Below are 17,309 nucleotides of genomic sequence, written 5' to 3'. Positions count from 1 at the left end.
AGATGACCTTCGCGAATGGAGTTCCTTCCGTGGCACCGCACACCGACGGCACCGCGACCGACCCGCGCTACGGGCGCATCACCGCCGGCCCGCCCGAGGTGAGCGACGGCTTCCTCCGGGACGTCCTGCGGGACGGCTACGGGCTCGACTCCGTCACGCTCCGGCCGCTGGCGGGCGAGACCGACCGCAACACGCAGGTGACGGACGAGACCGGCGCACGCTACGTCCTGAAGGTCACCGGGCCGGGGGAGCGGCGGGCGGCGGAGTTCCAGACGGCGCTGCTCGACCACCTCGCGGCGCGCGACCTCGGGTTCGAGGTACCGCGCGTCGTCCCCGACCGGGACGGCGCGCGGGACCGGATCGTGGACGGGCTGCTCGTCCGGCTGCTGACGTTCGTGCCCGGCGCGCCGCTGGCCGAGGCGCCGCGCCGCTCGGCCGAACTGCTCGCCGACGTCGGCGCGGTCTCCGGACGGCTCGCCGCCGCGACCGCCGGGTTCACGCACCCGAGCCCGCCCGAGGCGCACTACTGGGAGTTCGCGCACGCGGGGACGGCGCTCGCCGACTCGCTGCCGCACGTCCAGGACCCGGCGCTGCGGGCCGCCGCCGCGCTGATCCAGGCCCGCTACCTCCCGCTGCTGGACGAACGGCTCGGCGGGCTGCCGGTCGCGGTCGTCCACCACGACCTGAACGTCTTCAACGTGCTGGTGCGCGCCGAGGGCAACCGCGCCCGCGTCTCCGGAGTGATCGACTTCGGTGACGCGGCGCCCGCCCCCCGGGTCGCCGACCTCGCGATCCTGCTGTCCAGCGCGATGCGCGGCGCGGACCGCCCGCTGGAGGTGGCGGCGACGCTCACCGCCGCCTACCACGGCGCGTGCCCGCTGTCGGAGGACGAGATCGACCTGCTGTTCCCGCTGGTCGCGATCCGCTCGGCGGCGGTCGCGGCGACCACCGCGCGGCTGTCGGCCGGACGCGCGCACGGCGACCCCCGGCACCGCTCCTCCGGCGCCGCCGACCTGGCCCGGCTGCTGGCCGGGGTCCCGGCGGAGGTGGGGGCGGCGGCCGTCCGCACGGCGTGCGGGCTGCCCGCCCACCCCGCCACCGCGACGGCCGCCGCCTGGCTCGCCGGGAACGCCGCCGCGATCACGCCGCCGGTCGCCGGCGCGCTCGCGCCGATCGACCTCGGCGCGAGCGGCGAGTGCTACGACGGCGCCGACCCCCGCGAGCCCGACGCCCTGCGCGCCGCCGCCCGCGCCGCGATCCTCGCCTTCGGGCCGGGGACGCCGGTCGGCCGCTACGCCGAACCCCGGTTCCTCGCGCCGCGGCGGCGCGGCGCCGACGTCACGCTCGGCGTCGAGGTGTTCGCCGCGTCCGGCACGCCGGTCCGGGCGCCGCTGGCCGGGCGGGTGGAGGCCGCCGAGCCGGCGCTGGTGCTGGTCCACGAGCCGGCCGAGGGCGTGCGCTTCCGCACCGTCCACTCCGGCGTGGCCACGCGCCTCGCCCCCGGCGACGACGTCGCGGCGGGCGGCGCGCTCGGCGAGGTCGCCGCCGCGACCGGCGACGGGCTGCCGCCGCGCGTGCGGATCCAGGTGACGGGCGCGCCCGTCGCGTCCTGGCCGGACGTCCCGCACCTGGCGCCCGGCGACGGCGCCGCGCTCTGGCGCGGGCTGTTCCCCGACCCGACCCCGCTGCTCGGCGCGCGGGACGCGGTCACCGCCTGGCGGCCCACCGCCGAACGCGCGCTGCCGAAGCGGCACCACCACCTGCCGAACAGCCACCCCACCTACTTCACCAACCCGATCGCGATGGTCCGCGCCCGCGACTGCCGGTTCTACGACGAGCACGGCCGCTCCTACCTGGACGCGCTGAACAACGTCACGCTGGTCGGGCACGGCCACCCCCGGCTCGTGGACGTCGCCGCGCGGCAGCTCGGCAGGCTGAACACCAACACCCGGTTCGTGTACGACGTGCTGTCGGAGTACGCCGAGCGGCTCACCGCGACGCTCCCCGACGGCCTCGACGTCGTCTACTTCGTCAACTCCGGCAGCGAGGCCAACGACCTCGCGCTGCGGATGTCGCGCTACCTCACCAAGCGCGACGACGTCGTGATCATCGACGACGCCTACCACGGCTACACGACGACGGTCGCCGACGTGAGCCCGTCGCGCTACAAGCACTACGGCAAGCCCGACACCACCCACCCGACGCCCGTCCCCGACCGCTACCGGGGCCGCTACGGCTACGACGACCCGGAGGCGGGGGCGCACTACGCCCGGCACGTCATCGAGACCTTCGACCGGCTCGCCGCCGAGGGGCGCCCGCCCGCCGCCTACCTGTTCGAGGCGCTGCTGGCGGGCGGCGGGCAGGTCGTGCTGCCGCCCGGCTACCTGGCGCCGATCTTCGCCGCCGCGTCCCGGGCCGGCGCGATGACGATCGCCGACGAGGTCCAGGTCGGGTTCGGACGGCTCGGCGAGGCGTTCTGGGGCTTCCAGACGCAGGGCCCCGACGTCGTCCCGGACTTCGTGACGATGGGCAAGGCGATGGGCAACGGCTTCCCGGTGGCGGCGATGGTCACCACCCGCGAGATCTCGCAGGCGTTCGACGCCACCGGGAGGTTCTTCTCCACCTACGGCGGCAACCCGGTCGCCTGCGCGGTCGGCCTGGAACTGCTGAAGGTCGTCGAGGAGGAGGGCCTGCAACAGAACGCGCTGGAGACCGGCCAGTACCTGCGGGACGTGCTCGCCGCGCTCGCGCCCAAGCACGAGCTGATCGGCGACGTGCGCGGCCAGGGCTTCTACAGCGGCGTCGAGTTCGTGCTGGACCGCGAGACCAAGGAGCCCGCGTCGGAGGAGACCCTGCTCATCTGCGAGCGGCTGAAGGACCGCGGTGTCCTCGTCTACCCGACCGGGCCCGCGTGGAACATCCTCAAGCTGAAGCCGCCGCTGTCGTTCACCCGTGACCACGCGGACGAGTTCGCCGCCGCGTTGGACGCCGTTCTAGAGGAAGGCTGGTAAATGCCCGCAGCGGATCTGGTGTTGCTCGGCGGAAACGTCCTCACGCTGGACGGGGGGTCGCGCACCGCGACCGCCGTCGCGGTAGCGGGCGACCGGATCGTCGCGGTCGGCGACGACCGGGACGTCCGGGAGTTCGTCGGCCCGGGCACCTCCACCGTCGACCTCGCCGGGAGCACGGTCGTCCCGGGCCTCAACGACGCGCACCTGCACCTGGCGATGTTCGGCCTGGCCGCGCTCGGCGCCGACCTGAACGGCGTCACCTCGCTCGCCGCGCTGCACGCCGAGCTGGCCGGGGCGGGCCCCGGGCCCGCCGGCAGCGACTGGGTGATCGGCGAGGGGTTCCGGGAGGCGAACATCCCCGAGTTCGACCCGGTCCCGCACCGCTCGCACCTCGACCCGGCGACCGGCGGCCGGCCGGCGCTGCTGCACCACGCCTCGCGGCACTCGGTGCTGGTCAACACCGTCGCGCTGGAGATCGCCGGGATCACCCGCGACACGCAGGACCCGCCGGGCGGGGTCATCGAGCGCGACCCCTCCGGCGAGCCGACCGGGCACCTGCTGGAGTCGGCGAAGGAGCTGGTCACCCGGCACGTCCCGGCGCACACCGAGCAGGACAGGCTGGACGCGATCGTCTCGGCGATGCGGGTGCTCAACTCCCTCGGCTTCACCAGCGCCACCGACCCGGTCGTGTGGCCCGAGCTGCTGCGCGACTACACGACGCTACGCCGCGAGGGCCGGATGACGCTCCGGGTGAACACGCTGCTGCACTGGGACTGGCCGTCCACGTCCACGACGTCGGAGGGGCTGGCGCGGTCGCTGTCCTACGCGGGCCTGTCCACCGGCCTCGGCGACGACTGGCTGCGCGTCGGCGGCTGCAAGCTGTTCGCCGACGGCGTCCCCACCCAGTGCAGCGCGTGGCTGCACCACCCCTACCCCGAGGGCGGGACGGGCCACCTCGTCACGCACGGCGACGACGAGGACGCCCGCTACGAGGAGCTGATGCGCCTGATCGAGCTGGCGCACCGCAACCGGCTCCAGGCGCAGGTGCACGTCACCGGCGACCGCGCCGCCGACGCCGCGATCGACGGGTTCGCCCGCGCGCAGAAGGCCGACCCGTGGCCGGACGCGCGGCACGCCCTCATCCACGGCACGCTGCTCGCCGAGCACTCCTACGCGCGCATGGCCGAGCACGGCGTCGGCGTGATCACCAGCTCGCTGATGAAGTCCTACAGCGGCGCGTCGATGACCCGCTCGATCGGCGCGGACCGCTGGGCGCGGGCGTTCCCCGCCGGCGCCCTGCTCGCCGCCGGGGTGAAGGTCGCCGACAGCTCCGACGCGCCGGTCACCTTCCCCGACTGGCGGCGCGGCATGGCGACGTTCGTCGGCGCGGCCCCCGGGCCGTTCGCCGAGGTCCCGGAGGACCTGCGGCTCACCCGCGAGCAGGCGCTGCGGCTGTGGACGAGCGACGCCGCGCACTTCGAGCACGCCGACCACCACAAGGGTGTGATCGCCCCGGGCCACCTCGCCGACCTCGCCGTCCTGGACGGCGACCCGCTGACCGCGGAGATCGCCGAACTGCGGGAGCTGTCCACCACCCTCACCGTCGCCGGGGGAAGGATCGTTCATTCGGCCTGATCGATCACTCGCCGTGGGTCATATTGAAATGTGAATACGCCGGACGGGGTGTGAAATACCCCTCCCGATTGATCGGGACGGAGCGTTCTACGATGGTTTCGTGTCCCCTGGTGATCTGCTGATCGTCGAAGACGACCCCGAGATCGGCTCGGATCTCGTCGAGATACTGACCGAACAGGGATATGCGGCCACCTGGAGCCGGGCGGGCCGCCCCGCCGCGCGGGCGGTCCTGCACAGCCCGCCGCAGATCGTCGTGGTCGACCTCGGGCTGCCCGACATGGACGGTGTGACGCTGTGCCGGTGGCTGCGCGACTCGGTCCCCGAGGTCGCGATCCTGGTGCTCACGGCGCGCACGCGCGAGCCCGAGGTCGTCATGGCGCTGGACGCGGGCGCCGACGACTACGTCACCAAGCCGTTCCGGCTCGGCGAACTGCTCGCGCGGCTGCGGGCGCTGCGGCGGCGCGGCCACCCGCGTCCGGGCATCGGCCTGGTGTCGGTCGGCGACCTGCGGCTGCACGTCGCCGCCCGGCGCGCGTTCGTCGGCGGGGCCGAGATGGCCCTGCGGCCCCGCGAGTTCGACCTGCTGTTCGCGCTGGTCGCGCGTGCCGGGCGGGACGTCTCGCGGGAGGAGTTGATGCGCGAGGTGTGGGGCGCGAACTGGTTCGGCGCCACCAAGACGCTGGACGTGCACGTCTGCGCCCTGCGCCGGCGGCTGTCCGCGCACGGCCACGATCCCGGCCGCATCTCCACCGTGCGCGGGCACGGCTACCGCTACGAGATCATCTGATCCCGGCGGGCGGTCAGGCCGAGGGCGCGGGCCGGTCCGCCGTCGGCAGCATGAGCGTGAACACGACGGGCTCGGTGCTGCTGAGGTAGAGGCGCCCCCCTTCCGCGTGGGCCAGGGAGCGGGCGAGCGCGAGCCCGATCCGGTGCCGGGGGCCCTGCTCGGTGGCCTCGGACGGCGGGCGCCGCTGGAAGACGTCGTCGTCGGGGTCGGGCCCCGGCCCCTCGTCCATGACGTCGACGGCGAGCCCGGGGTCGGCGTGGTGGGCGGTCACGGTGATCGTCCCGGCGCCGTGCGCGAGCGCGTTGTCTATCAGGCCGCCCAGGATCTGCGCCAGCGCGGCGGGCGCGGCCTGCACCGGCGGCAGCGGCGGCGAGGCGGCCAGCACGAGCCGCCGCCCGGCCGCGTCGGCGTCGGGCGCGCGGCGGGCGTGGACCTCGGCCAGCAGCGCGCCGACGTCGACCTGCTCGCGGGTGTGGTCCTCGCGGGCGAGCTGGAGCATCTCCTCGACGGTGTCGACCAGCGACCAGCCGCGCCCGACCGCCGTCCGGATCGCCGCGCGCGGGTCGTCGGCGCGGTACAGCCCGGCCTCCAGGCCGAGCAGCAGCCGGGTCAGCGGCGTGCGGAGCTGGTGCGCGACGTCCGCGCTGAACAGCCGCTCGCGCGCCACGGTCTCCTCCAGGTTCCGCGCGGCCTCGGCGAGCTGCTCGACCGGCCGCGCGGCCCGGCCGGCGAGCCGGGACGCGGCGACGAGCGAGGGCAGGAGCAGCAGCAGCCCGCCGAGCACGATCAGCGCCCAGGCGCGCTCGGTGCGGTGCCGGACCCGGGCGTAGGGGACGCCGACGCGGACGACGGTGATCGACCCGTCCTGGTGCAGCAGCGGGGCCGTGGCGGTGAGCTGGCCGTCCTCGACGGCGTCGTGGATGCGGCCGTCCAGCGCCAGCGCGGCGGTCGCCGAGCTGGCCGGGCCGTCGCCGCCGAAGCGCGATCCGGTGGGCCCGTACAGCCCGACGACCGGCGACTTCACGCCGGGCTCGGGCATCCGCGGGAACGCCTCGACGGTCTCGCCGGAGGTGCCGGCCCCGGCCTGGGCGCCGGTTCCCGGCGAGGCGCCGGACGAGGCGCGGGGCGAGGGCCTTGGCCGGGTGCCGTGGCCCGGCACGTCGCTGGGCCCCCCGGGGACGGGCAGGGGGTCGGGCATGCTCTGCGGGCGGACGGTCTCCGGGTGGAAGGTCTGCGCCTCCTGCGCGAACTGGAGCCCCTGCGCGGCGCGGTCCAGGTTGGCCACGGCCTCGTCGCGGTAGAGCCGCTGGATGGTGAGCGTCAGCGGGACGGCCGAGACGACGATGGCGAGCGCCGTGCAGCCGATCAGCCATCCCAGCAGGTGGCGGCGCAGCGGGGCGCTCCGGTGGCGGGCCGGGCGCGGGGTGCGGTGGGGTGTCATCGGGTGCCCTGTCCAGGAGTGCGCGACGTCCTGTCCGCGCTGCGGGGTGGTGTCGCGGGTGTCGCCGGGGGCGGTGCCGGCCACGCTTCAGGCGCGGTCCGGCCGTCCGTCGAGCGCCCGCGCCGGGGCCGGGCGGCGCGACCGGTACACGACGTAGGGGCGGACGAGGTAACCGACCGGCGCGGCGAAGGCGTGCACCAGGCGGCTGAAGGGCCACAGCGCGAACAGTGCCATGCCCGTCAGCGTATGCACCTGGAAGACGAGCGGCGCGTCCCGCATCGCGTCGACGTTCGGGTCCAGCTCGAACAGGCTGCGGAACCAGATCGACACCCCGAGCCGGTAGTCGTAGTCGCCGGACGCGCTGCCCGCGAGCGTCGCGACCAGCCCCGCGACGAGCACGGTGACGAGCACGGGGTACAGGGCGCGGTCGCTGCGCGTGGAGGACTCCCGGACGGCGCGGGTGCTCAGCCGCCGCCAGATCAGGACCGACAGGCCCGCGACGGCGGCCGTCCCCGCGAGCCCGCCGACCAGCAGCGCGTTGGCGCGGTAGGCCGACTCGGGGACGCGCAGCGCCTCGGTCAGGCTCTCGGGGACGATCAGCCCGATCACGTGGCCGCCGATGACCAGCAGCAGCCCGATGTGGAACATCGGGCTCGCGACCCGCAGCAGCCTGCTCTCGTGGAGCTGGCTGGACCGCGTGGTGATCCCGAACCTGTCGTACTGGTAGCGCCAGGCGCTGCCCGCGAGGAACAGGACGAGCACGAGGTAGGGCAGGACGCCCCACAGGGCGATGTGCAGGTGTCTCATCGTCGATGTCCTTCCACGCCCACCGTCTCGGTGGGGGGTCCTGACCGCGCGAGCGCGCGGGCCGCCTCCCGGTCGCGGGGGCTCGCGCCCGGGAGGGTGGAGCACACGGCCCCGATGACCGCCTCGTAGCCGCTGCCGGCGTCGCGCAGCGCGAGGCGCAGCAGCTCCAGGCCGGGCCGGTGCGCGGCGAGCAGCTCGCTCCCCGCGTCCGGGACGCGCGCCGCGAACTCCAGCATGACCGGCAGGAAGTCGGGCAGCTCGGCGTCCTCGTGGTTCCAGCCGTGCCGCCGGTAGAGGGCCTTCATCCCGGCGAGCCGCGCGCCGCGGGCGCGGGTGTCGCCGTCGGTGTAGTAGGTCAGGTGCAGGGTGCGGCGGCGGTCGCGGTCGAAGGTCGCGACGTAGCGGGCGCCGAGCTCCAGCGGCGGGACGTCCGCGACGTCCGCGCAGAACCGGGCGAGCGCGGCGGGCGCCGGGCCCCGCGCGCCCGCCAGCGAGCCGGCGACGAGGTCGAGCGTCGCGGGCCAGTCCGCGTCCGGGTAGGACAGCAGCAGCGAGGCCGCCTGCCGGACGAGCCGGACCGTCACGACTCCTCCCCGGCGGCGCGCGGCGGGAACAGCCCGGCGGGCCTGCCGTGACCGTTCCAGTTCAGCAGGTTGACGCGGCGCGGCCCGTCGCCGTCGCCCTCGCCCGCCGCGCTCGACGGGGCGGGCACGAGCGGCGGCGCGTGGAACGCCTCGCCCGCGGCGTCGCCGTCCATCATCCCCGGGCCGCCGGGGCCCTCCAGGCTGCACCCGTGGTCGGCGTGCCCGGTGAACGAGCCGCCGCTGTAGGCCGTCGGGATGACGTAGCGCTCGTCGTACTTGGCCAGCGCCAGCAGCCGGTACATGGCCCGCATCTGGTCGGTGTCCATGCCGACGCTCCCGGCGATCGACGGGTCCTCGGGCTCGCCGAGGTTGACGCGGCGCATGTGCGCCCGCATCGCCGCGAGCTTGCGCAGCGACGCCCGCACCGGCTCCTCGTCCCCGGCGGTGAACAGCTCCGCGAGGTAGGACACCGGGATCCGCAGCGACTCGATCGCGCCGAACAGGTTGCCCGCGTCCTCGCCGTCGTTGCCGGTCCCGGCGAGCGCGTCCACGATCGGCGACAGCGGCGGGATGTACCAGACCATCGGCATCGTCCGGTACTCCGGGTGCAGCGGCAGCGCGACCCTGTACTTGTTGATCAGCGCGTGCACCGGCGAGCGCCGCGCGGCGGTGACCCAGTCGTGCGGGACGCCGGACGCCTCGGCCGCCGCCGCGACCTGCGGGTCGTCGGGGTCGAGGAAGCAGCCGAGCTGCGCCTCGTAGAGGTCCCGGTCGTCCTCGACCGAGGCGGCCTCGCCGACCCGGTCGGGGTCGTAGAGGATCACGCCGAGGTAGCGCAGCCGCCCGACGCAGGTCTCCGAGCAGACCGTCGGCTCGCCCGCCTCGATGCGCGGGTAGCACAGCGTGCACTTCTCGGCCTTGCCGGTGCGGTGGTTGAAGTAGATCTTCTTGTAGGGGCAGCCGGACACGCACATCCGCCAGCCCCGGCACCGGTCCTGGTCGACCAGCACGATGCCGTCCTCGATCCGCTTGTACAGCGCGCCGGACGGGCAGGCCGCCACGCACGAGGGGTTCAGGCAGTGCTCGCAGATGCGCGGCAGGTAGAACATGAACGACTGCTCGTACTCCAGCTTGATGCCGTCGCCGATCTTGCGGAGCATCGGGTCGTTCGCGACGTGCGCGGGGCCGCCGCCGAGGTCGTCGTCCCAGTTGGGGCCCCACTCCACCGAGGTGGGCCTGCCGTCGATGAGCGAGCGCGGCGCCGCCGTCGGGACGTCGTCGCCGAGCGGCGCGTCGGTCAGCGTGGCGTAGTCGTAGGTCCAGGGCTCGTAGTAGTCGTTCAGCTCGGGCAGGTCGGGGTTGGCGAAGATGCCCGAGAGCCGCCGGAACCGTCCGCCCGCGCGGGGGACGAGCCTGCCGCGCCGGTTGAGCGTCCACCCGCCGTTCCAGCGGTCCTGGTCCTCGTAGCCGCGCGGGTAGCCCTGGCCGGGCCGGGTCTCGACGTTGTTGAACCAGACGTACTCGGTGCCGGGACGGTTCGTCCAGGTCTGCTTGCACGTCACCGAGCAGGTGTGGCAGCCGATGCACTTGTCGAGGTTCATCACCATGGCGACCTGCGCCATCACGCGGCGCGGGGCGGCCTTCCCGCGGCCGTTCGCGGCGCCGCCCTTCTTGCGGAGACTCGGTCGGGCCATCAGTACTGGACCTCCTGGGAACGGCGCCGGATCACGGTGACGGCGTCGCGCTGGTTGCCGGTCGGGCCGTGGTAGTTGGGGGCGAACGACTGCTGGGCGTAGCCGCCGATGAGGTGCGTCGGCTTGATGAGCAGCTTGGTCAGCGCGTTGTGGACGCCGCCCCGGCGTCCGGTGGCGGTCGAGCGGGGCACGTTCACCAGCCGCTCCTGCACGTGGTACATGAACACGGTGCCCGGCGGCATGCGGTGCGAGACGATCGCGCGGGCGACGACCACGCCGTTGACGTTGACCGCCTCGATCCAGTCGTTGTCGGCCACGCCCGCGGCCGCCGCGTCCTGGACGCTCATCCAGATCACGGGCCCGCCCCGGGCGAGCGTCTGCATCAGCAGGTTCTCCTGGTACTCCGAGTGGATCGACCACTTGGAGTGCGGCGTGAGGTAGCGGACCGTCACCGCGCGTCCGTCGCCGTTGCCGTTCGCGTCGCCGTCGCCCAGCGCGGCGGCGGCCCGCCCCTCGCCGAGCGCGGCCATGTCCAGCGGCGGGCGGTAGATCGGGAGCTGCTCGCCGAACTCGATCATCCAGTCGTGGTCGAGGAAGAAGTGCTGCCGCCCGGTCAGCGTGTGCCAGGGCTTGCGGTGCTCGACGTTGATCGTGAACGGCGAGTAGCGGCGGTCGGTCGCCTCCTTGCCCGACCACTCGAAGCTCGTCGAGACCTGGACGGGGCGGTCCTGGGTGTCGGAGAACACCACCCGGCGCTCGGCGACGGAGGCGCCCAGCTCCGCCAGCCCGGAGCCGTCGCCGCACCGTCCGGCCAGGTTCGTGAAGCCCTCGGCCGCGATCCGCCCGTTGCAGGTGCCCGACAGCGCCAGCACGGCCTCGCACAGCCGGACGTCGGTGTCGAGCAGCGGGCGCCCGCGCGCCGCGCCGCCGGTCGCGGTGCCGCAGCGGGAGGCGAGCCACGCGTCCTCCTGGGCGGCCTGCACGTGGACGCCCTTGACCAGCATCCCCGCGTCGCGCGGCAGCGGGCCGAGCGCGGCGAGCCGGTCGGCGACCGCGGTGTAGTCGCGTTCCACGAGCGTGATCGCCGGGAGGTTGCGGCCGGGGCGCGCGGGATGGCCCTCGCGCCAGTCGGGGACCGTTCCGCCGGGCTGGGCGGTCTCCCCGGGGGTGTCGTGCTGGAGCGCGGTCGCGACCAGGTCGTGGGCGACGTCCAGCCGCCCCCGCGCCAGCTCCGACAGCCTCCGCGCGAGCCCGTGGAAGATCTCGAAGTCCGTCCTGGCCTGCCAGGGCGGGTTGATCGCCGGGGAGAACGCGTGCACGTAGGGGTGCATGTCGGTGCTGGACAGGTCGTGCTTCTCATACCACGTCGCCGCCGGGAGCACGAGGTCGGCGAACAGCGTGGTGGAGGTCATCCGGAAGTCCAGCGCCATCAGCAGGTCGAGCTTGCCGCGCGGCCCCTCCCGCCAGGCCACCTCGTTCGGCCGGGCGCCGGGCGGCGCCTCCTCGGCGGTCGCGTTGTCCTGCGCGCCGAGCAGGTGCCGCAGGAAGTACTCGTTGCCCTTGGCGGACGAGCCGATCAGGTTCGCGCGCCACACCGTCAGCACGCGCGGCCAGTTCTCGGGGGCGTCGGGGTCCTCGACCGCGAAGCCGAGCCGCCCGTCCTGGACGCGCTCGGCGACCCAGTCGGCCGGGTCGCCGCCCGCCTCGCGCGCGGCGCGGCCGAGGTCCAGCGGGTTCGCGGTGAACGTCGGGTAGGACGGCATCCAGCCCAGCCGGGACGACTGCGCCACCAGGTCGGCGGTGTGCCGCCCGGCGAACAGGCCGGGTCCGGTGGGCGACGACAGCGCCCCCGCCGAGAAGCCCTCGTAGCGCCACTGCCCGGTGTGCGTGTACCAGTACGGGGTGCCCGCCATCTGCCGGGACGGCCGGACCCAGTCGGCCGCCGTCGAGAGCTGCTGCCAGCCCGCGAGCGGCCGCACCTTCTCCTGCCCGACGTAGTGCGCCCAGCCGCCGCCGTTCACGCCCTGGCAGCCGGTGAGTAGCAGCAGCGACAGGAACGAGCGGTAGATCGTGTCGGAGTGGTACCAGTGGTTGGTGCCCGCGCCCATCACGATCATCGAGCGCCCCCGGGTGCGCTCGGCGTTGTCCGCGAACTCCCGCGCGATCGCGGCGACGCGCGCGGCGGGCACACCGGTGATCTCCTCCTGCCAGGCGGGCGTGCACGGGACGCGCGGGTCCTCGTAGCCGGCGGGCCACTCCCCGGGCAGCCCGGGGCGGTCCACCCCGTGCTGGGCGAGGAGCAGGTCGAACACGGTGGTCACGGTGCGCCCGCCCACCCGGAGTACGGGCACACCGCGACGCACCGCGCCACCACCGGCGGTCTGGTCGGCGTCCGCCGCCCCGTCGCCGTTCGCGCCCGCGGCGGGCGCCCCGGCGGCCTCGGTGTCGAAGCGGGGCAGCAGCACCTCGGCGCTCCGCGCGCCGTCGGAGTACAGGGTCAGCAGCGGGTCGAGGTCGCCGAGGTCGAGGTTCCAGCGGCCCTCGCCCTCCGGCCCCCAGCGGTCGGCGAGCGTGCCGTTCGGGGCGGCGGGGGCGCCGGTCCGCGCGTCCATCAGCACCGGCTGCCACCGCCGGTCGCCCGGCGCCGCCGCCGTCTCCAGCCCGATGTCGGCCGCCGTCACGAACTTGCCGGGCACGAACGCGCCGTCCTTCTCCCGCAACTCCACGAGGAAAGGGAGGTCGGTGAAACGCTTCACATATCCATCGAAATAGGGTGTGGTGCGGTCCACGAAATGCTCGCGCAGGATGACATGGCCCATCGCCATGGCGAGCGCGCCGTCGGTTCCGGGGTGCGGATGCATCCACTCGTCGGCGAACTTCGTGGCGTCGGAATAGTCGGGCGAGACCACCACGACCTTCTGCCCGCGATAACGCGCCTCGGTCATCCAATGCGCGTCGGGGGTGCGCGTCACCGGGACGTTGGAACCCCACAGCAGCAGGTATCCCGCGTCCCACCAGTCGGCCGACTCGGGGACGTCGGTCTGGTCGCCGAACACCTGCGGCGAGGCCACCGGGAGGTCGGCGTACCAGTCGTAGAACGACAGCATCGGCGCGCCGATCAGCGACATGAACCGGGCGCCGACCGCGTGCGAGGCCATCGACATCGCCGGGATGGGGGAGAAGCCCGCCACCCGGTCCGGGCCGTGGTTCTTGATCGTGTGCACGTGCGCGGCGGCGGCGATCTCCAGCGCCTCGTCCCAGCCGACGCGCACCAGCCCGCCCCGGCCCCGCGCCGACTGGTAGCGGCGCCGCCGCTCCGGGTCGTCGACGATGTCGGCCCAGGCGGCGACGGGGTCGCCGAGACGCCGCCTGGCCTCCCGGTACATCTCGACCAGTACTCCTCGCGCGTGCGGGTAGCGCACCCGCGTGGGCGAGTAGGTGTACCAGGAGAAGGACGCCCCGCGCGGGCAGCCGCGCGGCTCGTACTCCGGGCGGTCGGGCCCGACGCTCGGGTAGTCGGTCTGCTGCGTCTCCCAGGTGATCAGACCGTCCTTGACGTACACCTTCCACGAGCAGGACCCGGTGCAGTTGACCCCGTGCGTGGAACGCACCACCTTGTCGTGCGCCCAGCGCTCCCGGTACGGCGCGTCGTTGACCTTCTGGTCGTCGCGGTACACGAAGCGGAGATCGGCGGCGGTCCGCGCGGGACGCAGCAGCCGGCCCGCTCTCAGCAGCCGCTCCTCCGCTTCCGCCGCCACCTGCCCGGCACGTTCACGGCCTCCACGAAGAACCACGGCACACTCCTTCACAAGCGCACGCCGGCGTACCGGCCGAACCGGCCCCCGAGAAATCTCACGCTCCTTGACCATAGGAGTCAATGCTCTTTGCCATTCGCTAACCTAAATTCCTCGCCCCGGGATCTCGGGCCCGGCCGGGCGGCGCAACCCGAATATAGAAAAACCCCGTGCTCCCGTGCGGGGAAAATCAGACGTCGGGGGCCTCCGGGGGGCACGGACGATCCAACCGATAATCCGCCGACATAGAACGCGAAACGCACGGGCCCCGCCGGCCGGCCGGCCGGGCCGAACCCGCGCGCCGCGCCGGGACGCGCGGGCCGTTCGGCTCGGGGGCGGGTGCGCCGCCCCTTGCGCCGCCCCTTGCGCCGCCGCCCCGCACGGCCCCCGCGCCGCGCGTGCGCCCGGCGGGGAGGAGGTTGGTCCACGGTGTTTCGTTTGGCGCAACCGGTAATCTTGGGCCATGGGGGCCGCGATGGTGGTGGAGCACCTGGTTCCGGACGGGTTGTGGGAGGCGTTCCAGCGCGTGGCGCCGCCCGCGCCGACGCGTCCGCAGGGGGGCGGGCGGCGGCGCGCCTCCGAGCGGGACGTGCTCGCGGCGATCGTCCTCGCGGCCACGACCGGTTGCGCCTGGCGGCGGGTGCCGCCCGTCTTCGGGGCGTCGTGGCAGACGATCTACCGGTGGTTCGCCTGCTGGAGCGACTCCGGCGTGTGGGACCGGCTCTACCGTGCCGTGTCGGAGGACGGCGGCGCGCCGGAGTGGGCGCGGTTCGCGGCGGAGGCCGTCCTCGCCCGCGCCAAACAAAACACCTCGGGGGACGAAGCGGCCAATCCTGAAACGGTTAACGCTGCGCGGTGATCGGTGCACCGCGCTCCGTCGCGATCGGCGACGGAATGGGAACGCCGCACTTCATAGGGGGCACCCGATGGTCAAAATTTCAACCCCGAGCTCGGATCGCCGCGCTTTCGGCTGGCCGCTTCTCCTTGAACGGCGCGCCCGCTATCCCGAATCTTTCAAGATCACTCCGGTTCGGCTAGCGTGACGGCACGCCTGAAGATCTTGGTCCCACGGCCATTGATATCACAGGGTGACCGTGTGATCACGAACTGAATGACGGTAGTTCGCCGTCGGAAGGTATGGATTTGTGGGCGCGCCTACCGCCAGAACCGCTCGCGCGCGCCCATGCGAGCCGCCGACAGCCGCAGCCAAGTTGTCTCAGAGGGGTGTAAGCGTGGATCAGGCATCAGGCAGTTCGGTTACGGGGGAAGTCCAGACCGAGGTCGTGCCCGCCGGAAGCCGCGGGTCGATGGTCGTCTCCGTCTCCATTCTCGATCTTCGGCCGGGGGACTCCCCGCGCCTCAGGGGTGAGGACAAGGCGCACGTCATGCGGCTGGCCGAGACCGAGGGGCCGCTCCCGCCCATTTTGGTCGATCGGCGCACGATGCGCGTGATCGACGGCGTCCACCGGCTGATGGCCGCGTCGCTGCGGGGGCAGGAGACGATCGAGGTCGAGTTCTTCGACGGCAGCCCGGAGGACGCGTTCGTCCTCGGCGTCGAGGCCAACGTCCGGCACGGCCTGCCGCTCTCCCAGGCCGACCGGCACGCGGCGGCGCTGCGGATCCTGATGTCGCAGCCCGACATGTCCGACCGCGCGATCGCCAAGACGACCGGGCTCGGCACGCGGGTCGTGGCCGAGATGCGCCGATCGACCGATGCCGTGCCGCAGTTGAACACCCGCGTCGGACGGGACGGGCGGGTACGCCCCCTCAACGGAGGGGAGGGGCGCCGCCGGGCCGCCGAGCTGATGCGGGAGAACCCGCGGACCTCGTTGCGCCAGGTCGCGCGGATCGCCGGGGTCTCGCCCGCGACGGCGCTCGACGTGCGCAGGCGGCTGGAGCGCGGCGAGGAGCCGGTGCCCGCCGGGCGCTCGGCGCCCGCCCCCGGGTCGTCGGCCGCCTCGTCCACGCCGACGCCCTCGGCGCCGCCGAAGAAGCCGAAGCGCTCCTTCGACCGCGACGCCGAGGCGGTGAAGGTGGGCGAGGTGCGCGCGGCGCCCTCGACGGTGGCGCTGGAGAAGCTGCTGCGCGACCCCTCGCTGCGCCACAGCGAGCAGGGCCGGCGGCTGCTGCGGATGCTGAAGGAGAACGCGGCGGGCGCGACGAACATGACCGATTTCGTGGCGTCGGTGCCCTCCCACTGCCTGACGCTCGCGATGCAGATAGCCCGGCAGAACTCGCAGATGTGGCTCGAATTCGCACGGGAACTCGATATGCGGGCGAAGATATCCGACCCGTGGCTGCTCGGGCGGCAGACCGCGCAGTGACATGAGCGCGACCGATGGCGCCCGCCGGACATTCCGGTGGGCGTCGTCGCACTTCACGGCCATGCCATCGGACGCGGGCGCGGAGAACATGGACGCTCTTCGCCTAGATCATCTACGTTCTCCCGTGTTCCCCGGCGCGGGGACGCGATTCGAGGGGACGCGACCATGCGCGATTCCGCCGTCGACCACACCGCTCGCGGGGCCGTGCCCGGCATCGCGGCGGACCGTCCCGAAACGGGGGACGCCGAAACGGCGTTTCCCGAACTCGGCCGCGAGGACGTGGAGCGCGCCGCGCGGCTGCTCGCCGGGCAGATCTGGCGGACTCCGGTCGTGCGGAGCGAGGCGCTCGACGCCGCCGCCGGGGCGCGGCTCTGGCTGAAGGCCGAGAACCTCCAGCGCGGCGGGTCCTTCAAGGTGCGCGGCGCGTCGCTGGCCGTCGCGCGGCTGGCGGCGGAGGGCAGCCGGGGCGTGCTCGCGCAGAGCACCGGCAACCACGCCATCTCGGTGGCGCTCGCCGCGCGCCGCCGGGGCCTGCCGGCGACGGTCGTCCTGCCGGAGGACGCGGCGCCCGGCAAGGTCGCGCGGCTCCGCGAGATCGGCGCCCGCGTCGTGACGGCCGGGACCACGCTCGCGGAGCGGATCGCCGCCGTCCACGACCTGCGGGAGCGGCACGGCTACGACGTGGTCGACCCCTACGAGGACCCGCGCGTGGTGGCCGGGCAGGGCACCGCGACCGCCGAGCTGGTCGAGCAGGTGGAGCGCGAGGGCGGCCGCCTGGACGCCGTCGTCGTGCCGGTCGGCGGCGGCAGCGCGGTCGCCGGCGCCTGCCTCGCCACGTCCGGGACCGGGATCGCGGTGGTCGGCGCGGAACCGGCGGCGGTGCCCGCGCTCGCCGCCGCGCTGGAGGCGGGCGGGCCCGTCACCGTCCCGGTGGGCCCGACGATCGCCGACGGGCTGCGCCCCGACCGGATCGGCGCGCTGCCCTTCCGGACGGCGCGCGCCTCGGTCTCTCGGGTCGTCGCCGTGCCGGAGGCCGCGATCGGCGCCGCGCTGCGCGCCGCCCTGCTGCACGCCCGGCTGCTGGTCGAACCCGCCGCGGCGACCGCGCTCGCCGCGGCGCTCGACCTGGCCCCCTCGCTCGGCGCCGACGTCGGGGTGCTGCTGAGCGGCGGCAACGTCGAGGAGGGCCTGCTGGTCTCGCTGCTGGCGGGCGCGGTCGCGGACGGGTGACC

Annotated in this window: 11 protein-coding genes; 6 read left to right on the top strand and 5 right to left on the bottom strand. The window is 74.3% G+C overall.

What is annotated here, in order from left to right:
* Positions 1 to 29 precede the first annotated feature (29 nt).
* The 3 genes from KLI87_RS12670 to KLI87_RS12660 all read left to right on the top strand — a co-directional run bounded on the left by KLI87_RS12670 (position 30) and on the right by KLI87_RS12660 (position 5,433).
* On the top strand, positions 30 to 3,011 hold the full coding sequence (locus tag KLI87_RS12670; protein WP_173390807.1) for an aminotransferase class III-fold pyridoxal phosphate-dependent enzyme: 2,982 nt from the start codon (positions 30 to 32) through the stop codon (positions 3,009 to 3,011).
* The gene (locus KLI87_RS12665; RefSeq protein WP_214617089.1) at positions 3,012 to 4,646 is read left to right on the top strand and encodes an amidohydrolase; all 1,635 of its coding nucleotides are present in this window, start codon (positions 3,012 to 3,014) and stop codon (positions 4,644 to 4,646) included.
* Between the two features lie 100 nt (positions 4,647 to 4,746).
* Complete coding sequence (locus KLI87_RS12660) at positions 4,747 to 5,433, top strand: response regulator transcription factor (RefSeq protein ID WP_214617088.1); 687 nt, start codon at positions 4,747 to 4,749, stop codon at positions 5,431 to 5,433.
* 13 nt (positions 5,434 to 5,446) lie between these two features.
* Here the strand turns inward: KLI87_RS12660 and KLI87_RS12655 are convergent, their stop codons facing one another.
* From KLI87_RS12655 to KLI87_RS12635, 5 genes are read right to left on the bottom strand one after another with little or no spacing between them, the layout of a single operon-like run.
* On the bottom strand, positions 5,447 to 6,958 hold the full coding sequence (locus KLI87_RS12655; RefSeq protein ID WP_214617087.1) for a sensor histidine kinase KdpD: 1,512 nt from the start codon (positions 6,956 to 6,958) through the stop codon (positions 5,447 to 5,449).
* A 3-nt stretch (positions 6,959 to 6,961) separates the two neighbouring features.
* Positions 6,962 to 7,681, bottom strand: coding sequence for a respiratory nitrate reductase subunit gamma (gene narI, locus KLI87_RS12650; RefSeq protein ID WP_156217670.1), 720 nt, complete (start codon positions 7,679 to 7,681; stop codon positions 6,962 to 6,964).
* Positions 7,678 to 8,265, bottom strand: coding sequence for a nitrate reductase molybdenum cofactor assembly chaperone (gene narJ, locus KLI87_RS12645; protein ID WP_214617086.1), 588 nt, complete (start codon positions 8,263 to 8,265; stop codon positions 7,678 to 7,680). Before narJ ends, narI begins: the two co-directional genes overlap by 4 nt.
* Positions 8,262 to 9,959 carry a nitrate reductase subunit beta gene (gene narH, locus KLI87_RS12640; RefSeq protein WP_214617085.1) on the bottom strand — a complete coding sequence of 566 codons (1,698 nt, stop codon included), beginning with the start codon at positions 9,957 to 9,959 and terminating at the stop codon, positions 8,262 to 8,264. The genes narJ and narH overlap by 4 nt, the downstream gene beginning before the upstream one ends.
* Positions 9,959 to 13,717, bottom strand: coding sequence for a nitrate reductase subunit alpha (locus KLI87_RS12635; RefSeq protein ID WP_374225444.1), 3,759 nt, complete (start codon positions 13,715 to 13,717; stop codon positions 9,959 to 9,961). The genes narH and KLI87_RS12635 overlap by 1 nt, the downstream gene beginning before the upstream one ends.
* Positions 13,718 to 14,216: 499 nt before the next feature.
* On the opposite strand from KLI87_RS12635, the gene KLI87_RS12630 reads away from it, so the two are divergent.
* The 3 genes from KLI87_RS12630 to KLI87_RS12620 all read left to right on the top strand — a co-directional run bounded on the left by KLI87_RS12630 (position 14,217) and on the right by KLI87_RS12620 (position 17,307).
* Complete coding sequence (locus tag KLI87_RS12630) at positions 14,217 to 14,612, top strand: transposase (RefSeq protein WP_214617083.1); 396 nt, start codon at positions 14,217 to 14,219, stop codon at positions 14,610 to 14,612.
* Between the two features lie 424 nt (positions 14,613 to 15,036).
* A complete protein-coding gene (locus tag KLI87_RS12625) occupies positions 15,037 to 16,077 on the top strand; it encodes a ParB N-terminal domain-containing protein (protein WP_214617082.1) in 1,041 nt (346 codons plus the stop codon).
* A gap of 165 nt (positions 16,078 to 16,242) precedes the next feature.
* Positions 16,243 to 17,307 (top strand): threonine/serine dehydratase, encoded by a 1,065-nt coding sequence (locus KLI87_RS12620; protein WP_214617081.1) that lies wholly within the window; start codon positions 16,243 to 16,245, stop codon positions 17,305 to 17,307.
* The last annotated feature ends 2 nt before the right edge of the window (positions 17,308 to 17,309 follow it).

It is taken from the genome of Actinomadura sp. NEAU-AAG7, assembly GCF_018603865.1.
GTDB classification, from domain to species: domain Bacteria; phylum Actinomycetota; class Actinomycetes; order Streptosporangiales; family Streptosporangiaceae; genus Spirillospora; species Spirillospora litoris.
This window is presented reverse-complemented; position numbering and strand designations above follow the sequence as displayed.

Excerpts from the sequence above, each read along its gene's own strand:
- KLI87_RS12665 (WP_214617089.1), top strand. The coding sequence starts at position 3,012 with ATGCCCGCAGCGGATCTGGTGTTGCTCGGCGGAAACGTCCTCACGCTG.
- narI (WP_156217670.1), bottom strand. The coding sequence starts at position 7,681 with ATGAGACACCTGCACATCGCCCTGTGGGGCGTCCTGCCCTACCTCGTG.
- narH (WP_214617085.1), bottom strand. The coding sequence starts at position 9,959 with ATGGCCCGACCGAGTCTCCGCAAGAAGGGCGGCGCCGCGAACGGCCGC.
- KLI87_RS12630 (WP_214617083.1), top strand. The coding sequence starts at position 14,217 with ATGGGGGCCGCGATGGTGGTGGAGCACCTGGTTCCGGACGGGTTGTGG.
- KLI87_RS12620 (WP_214617081.1), top strand. The coding sequence starts at position 16,243 with ATGCGCGATTCCGCCGTCGACCACACCGCTCGCGGGGCCGTGCCCGGC.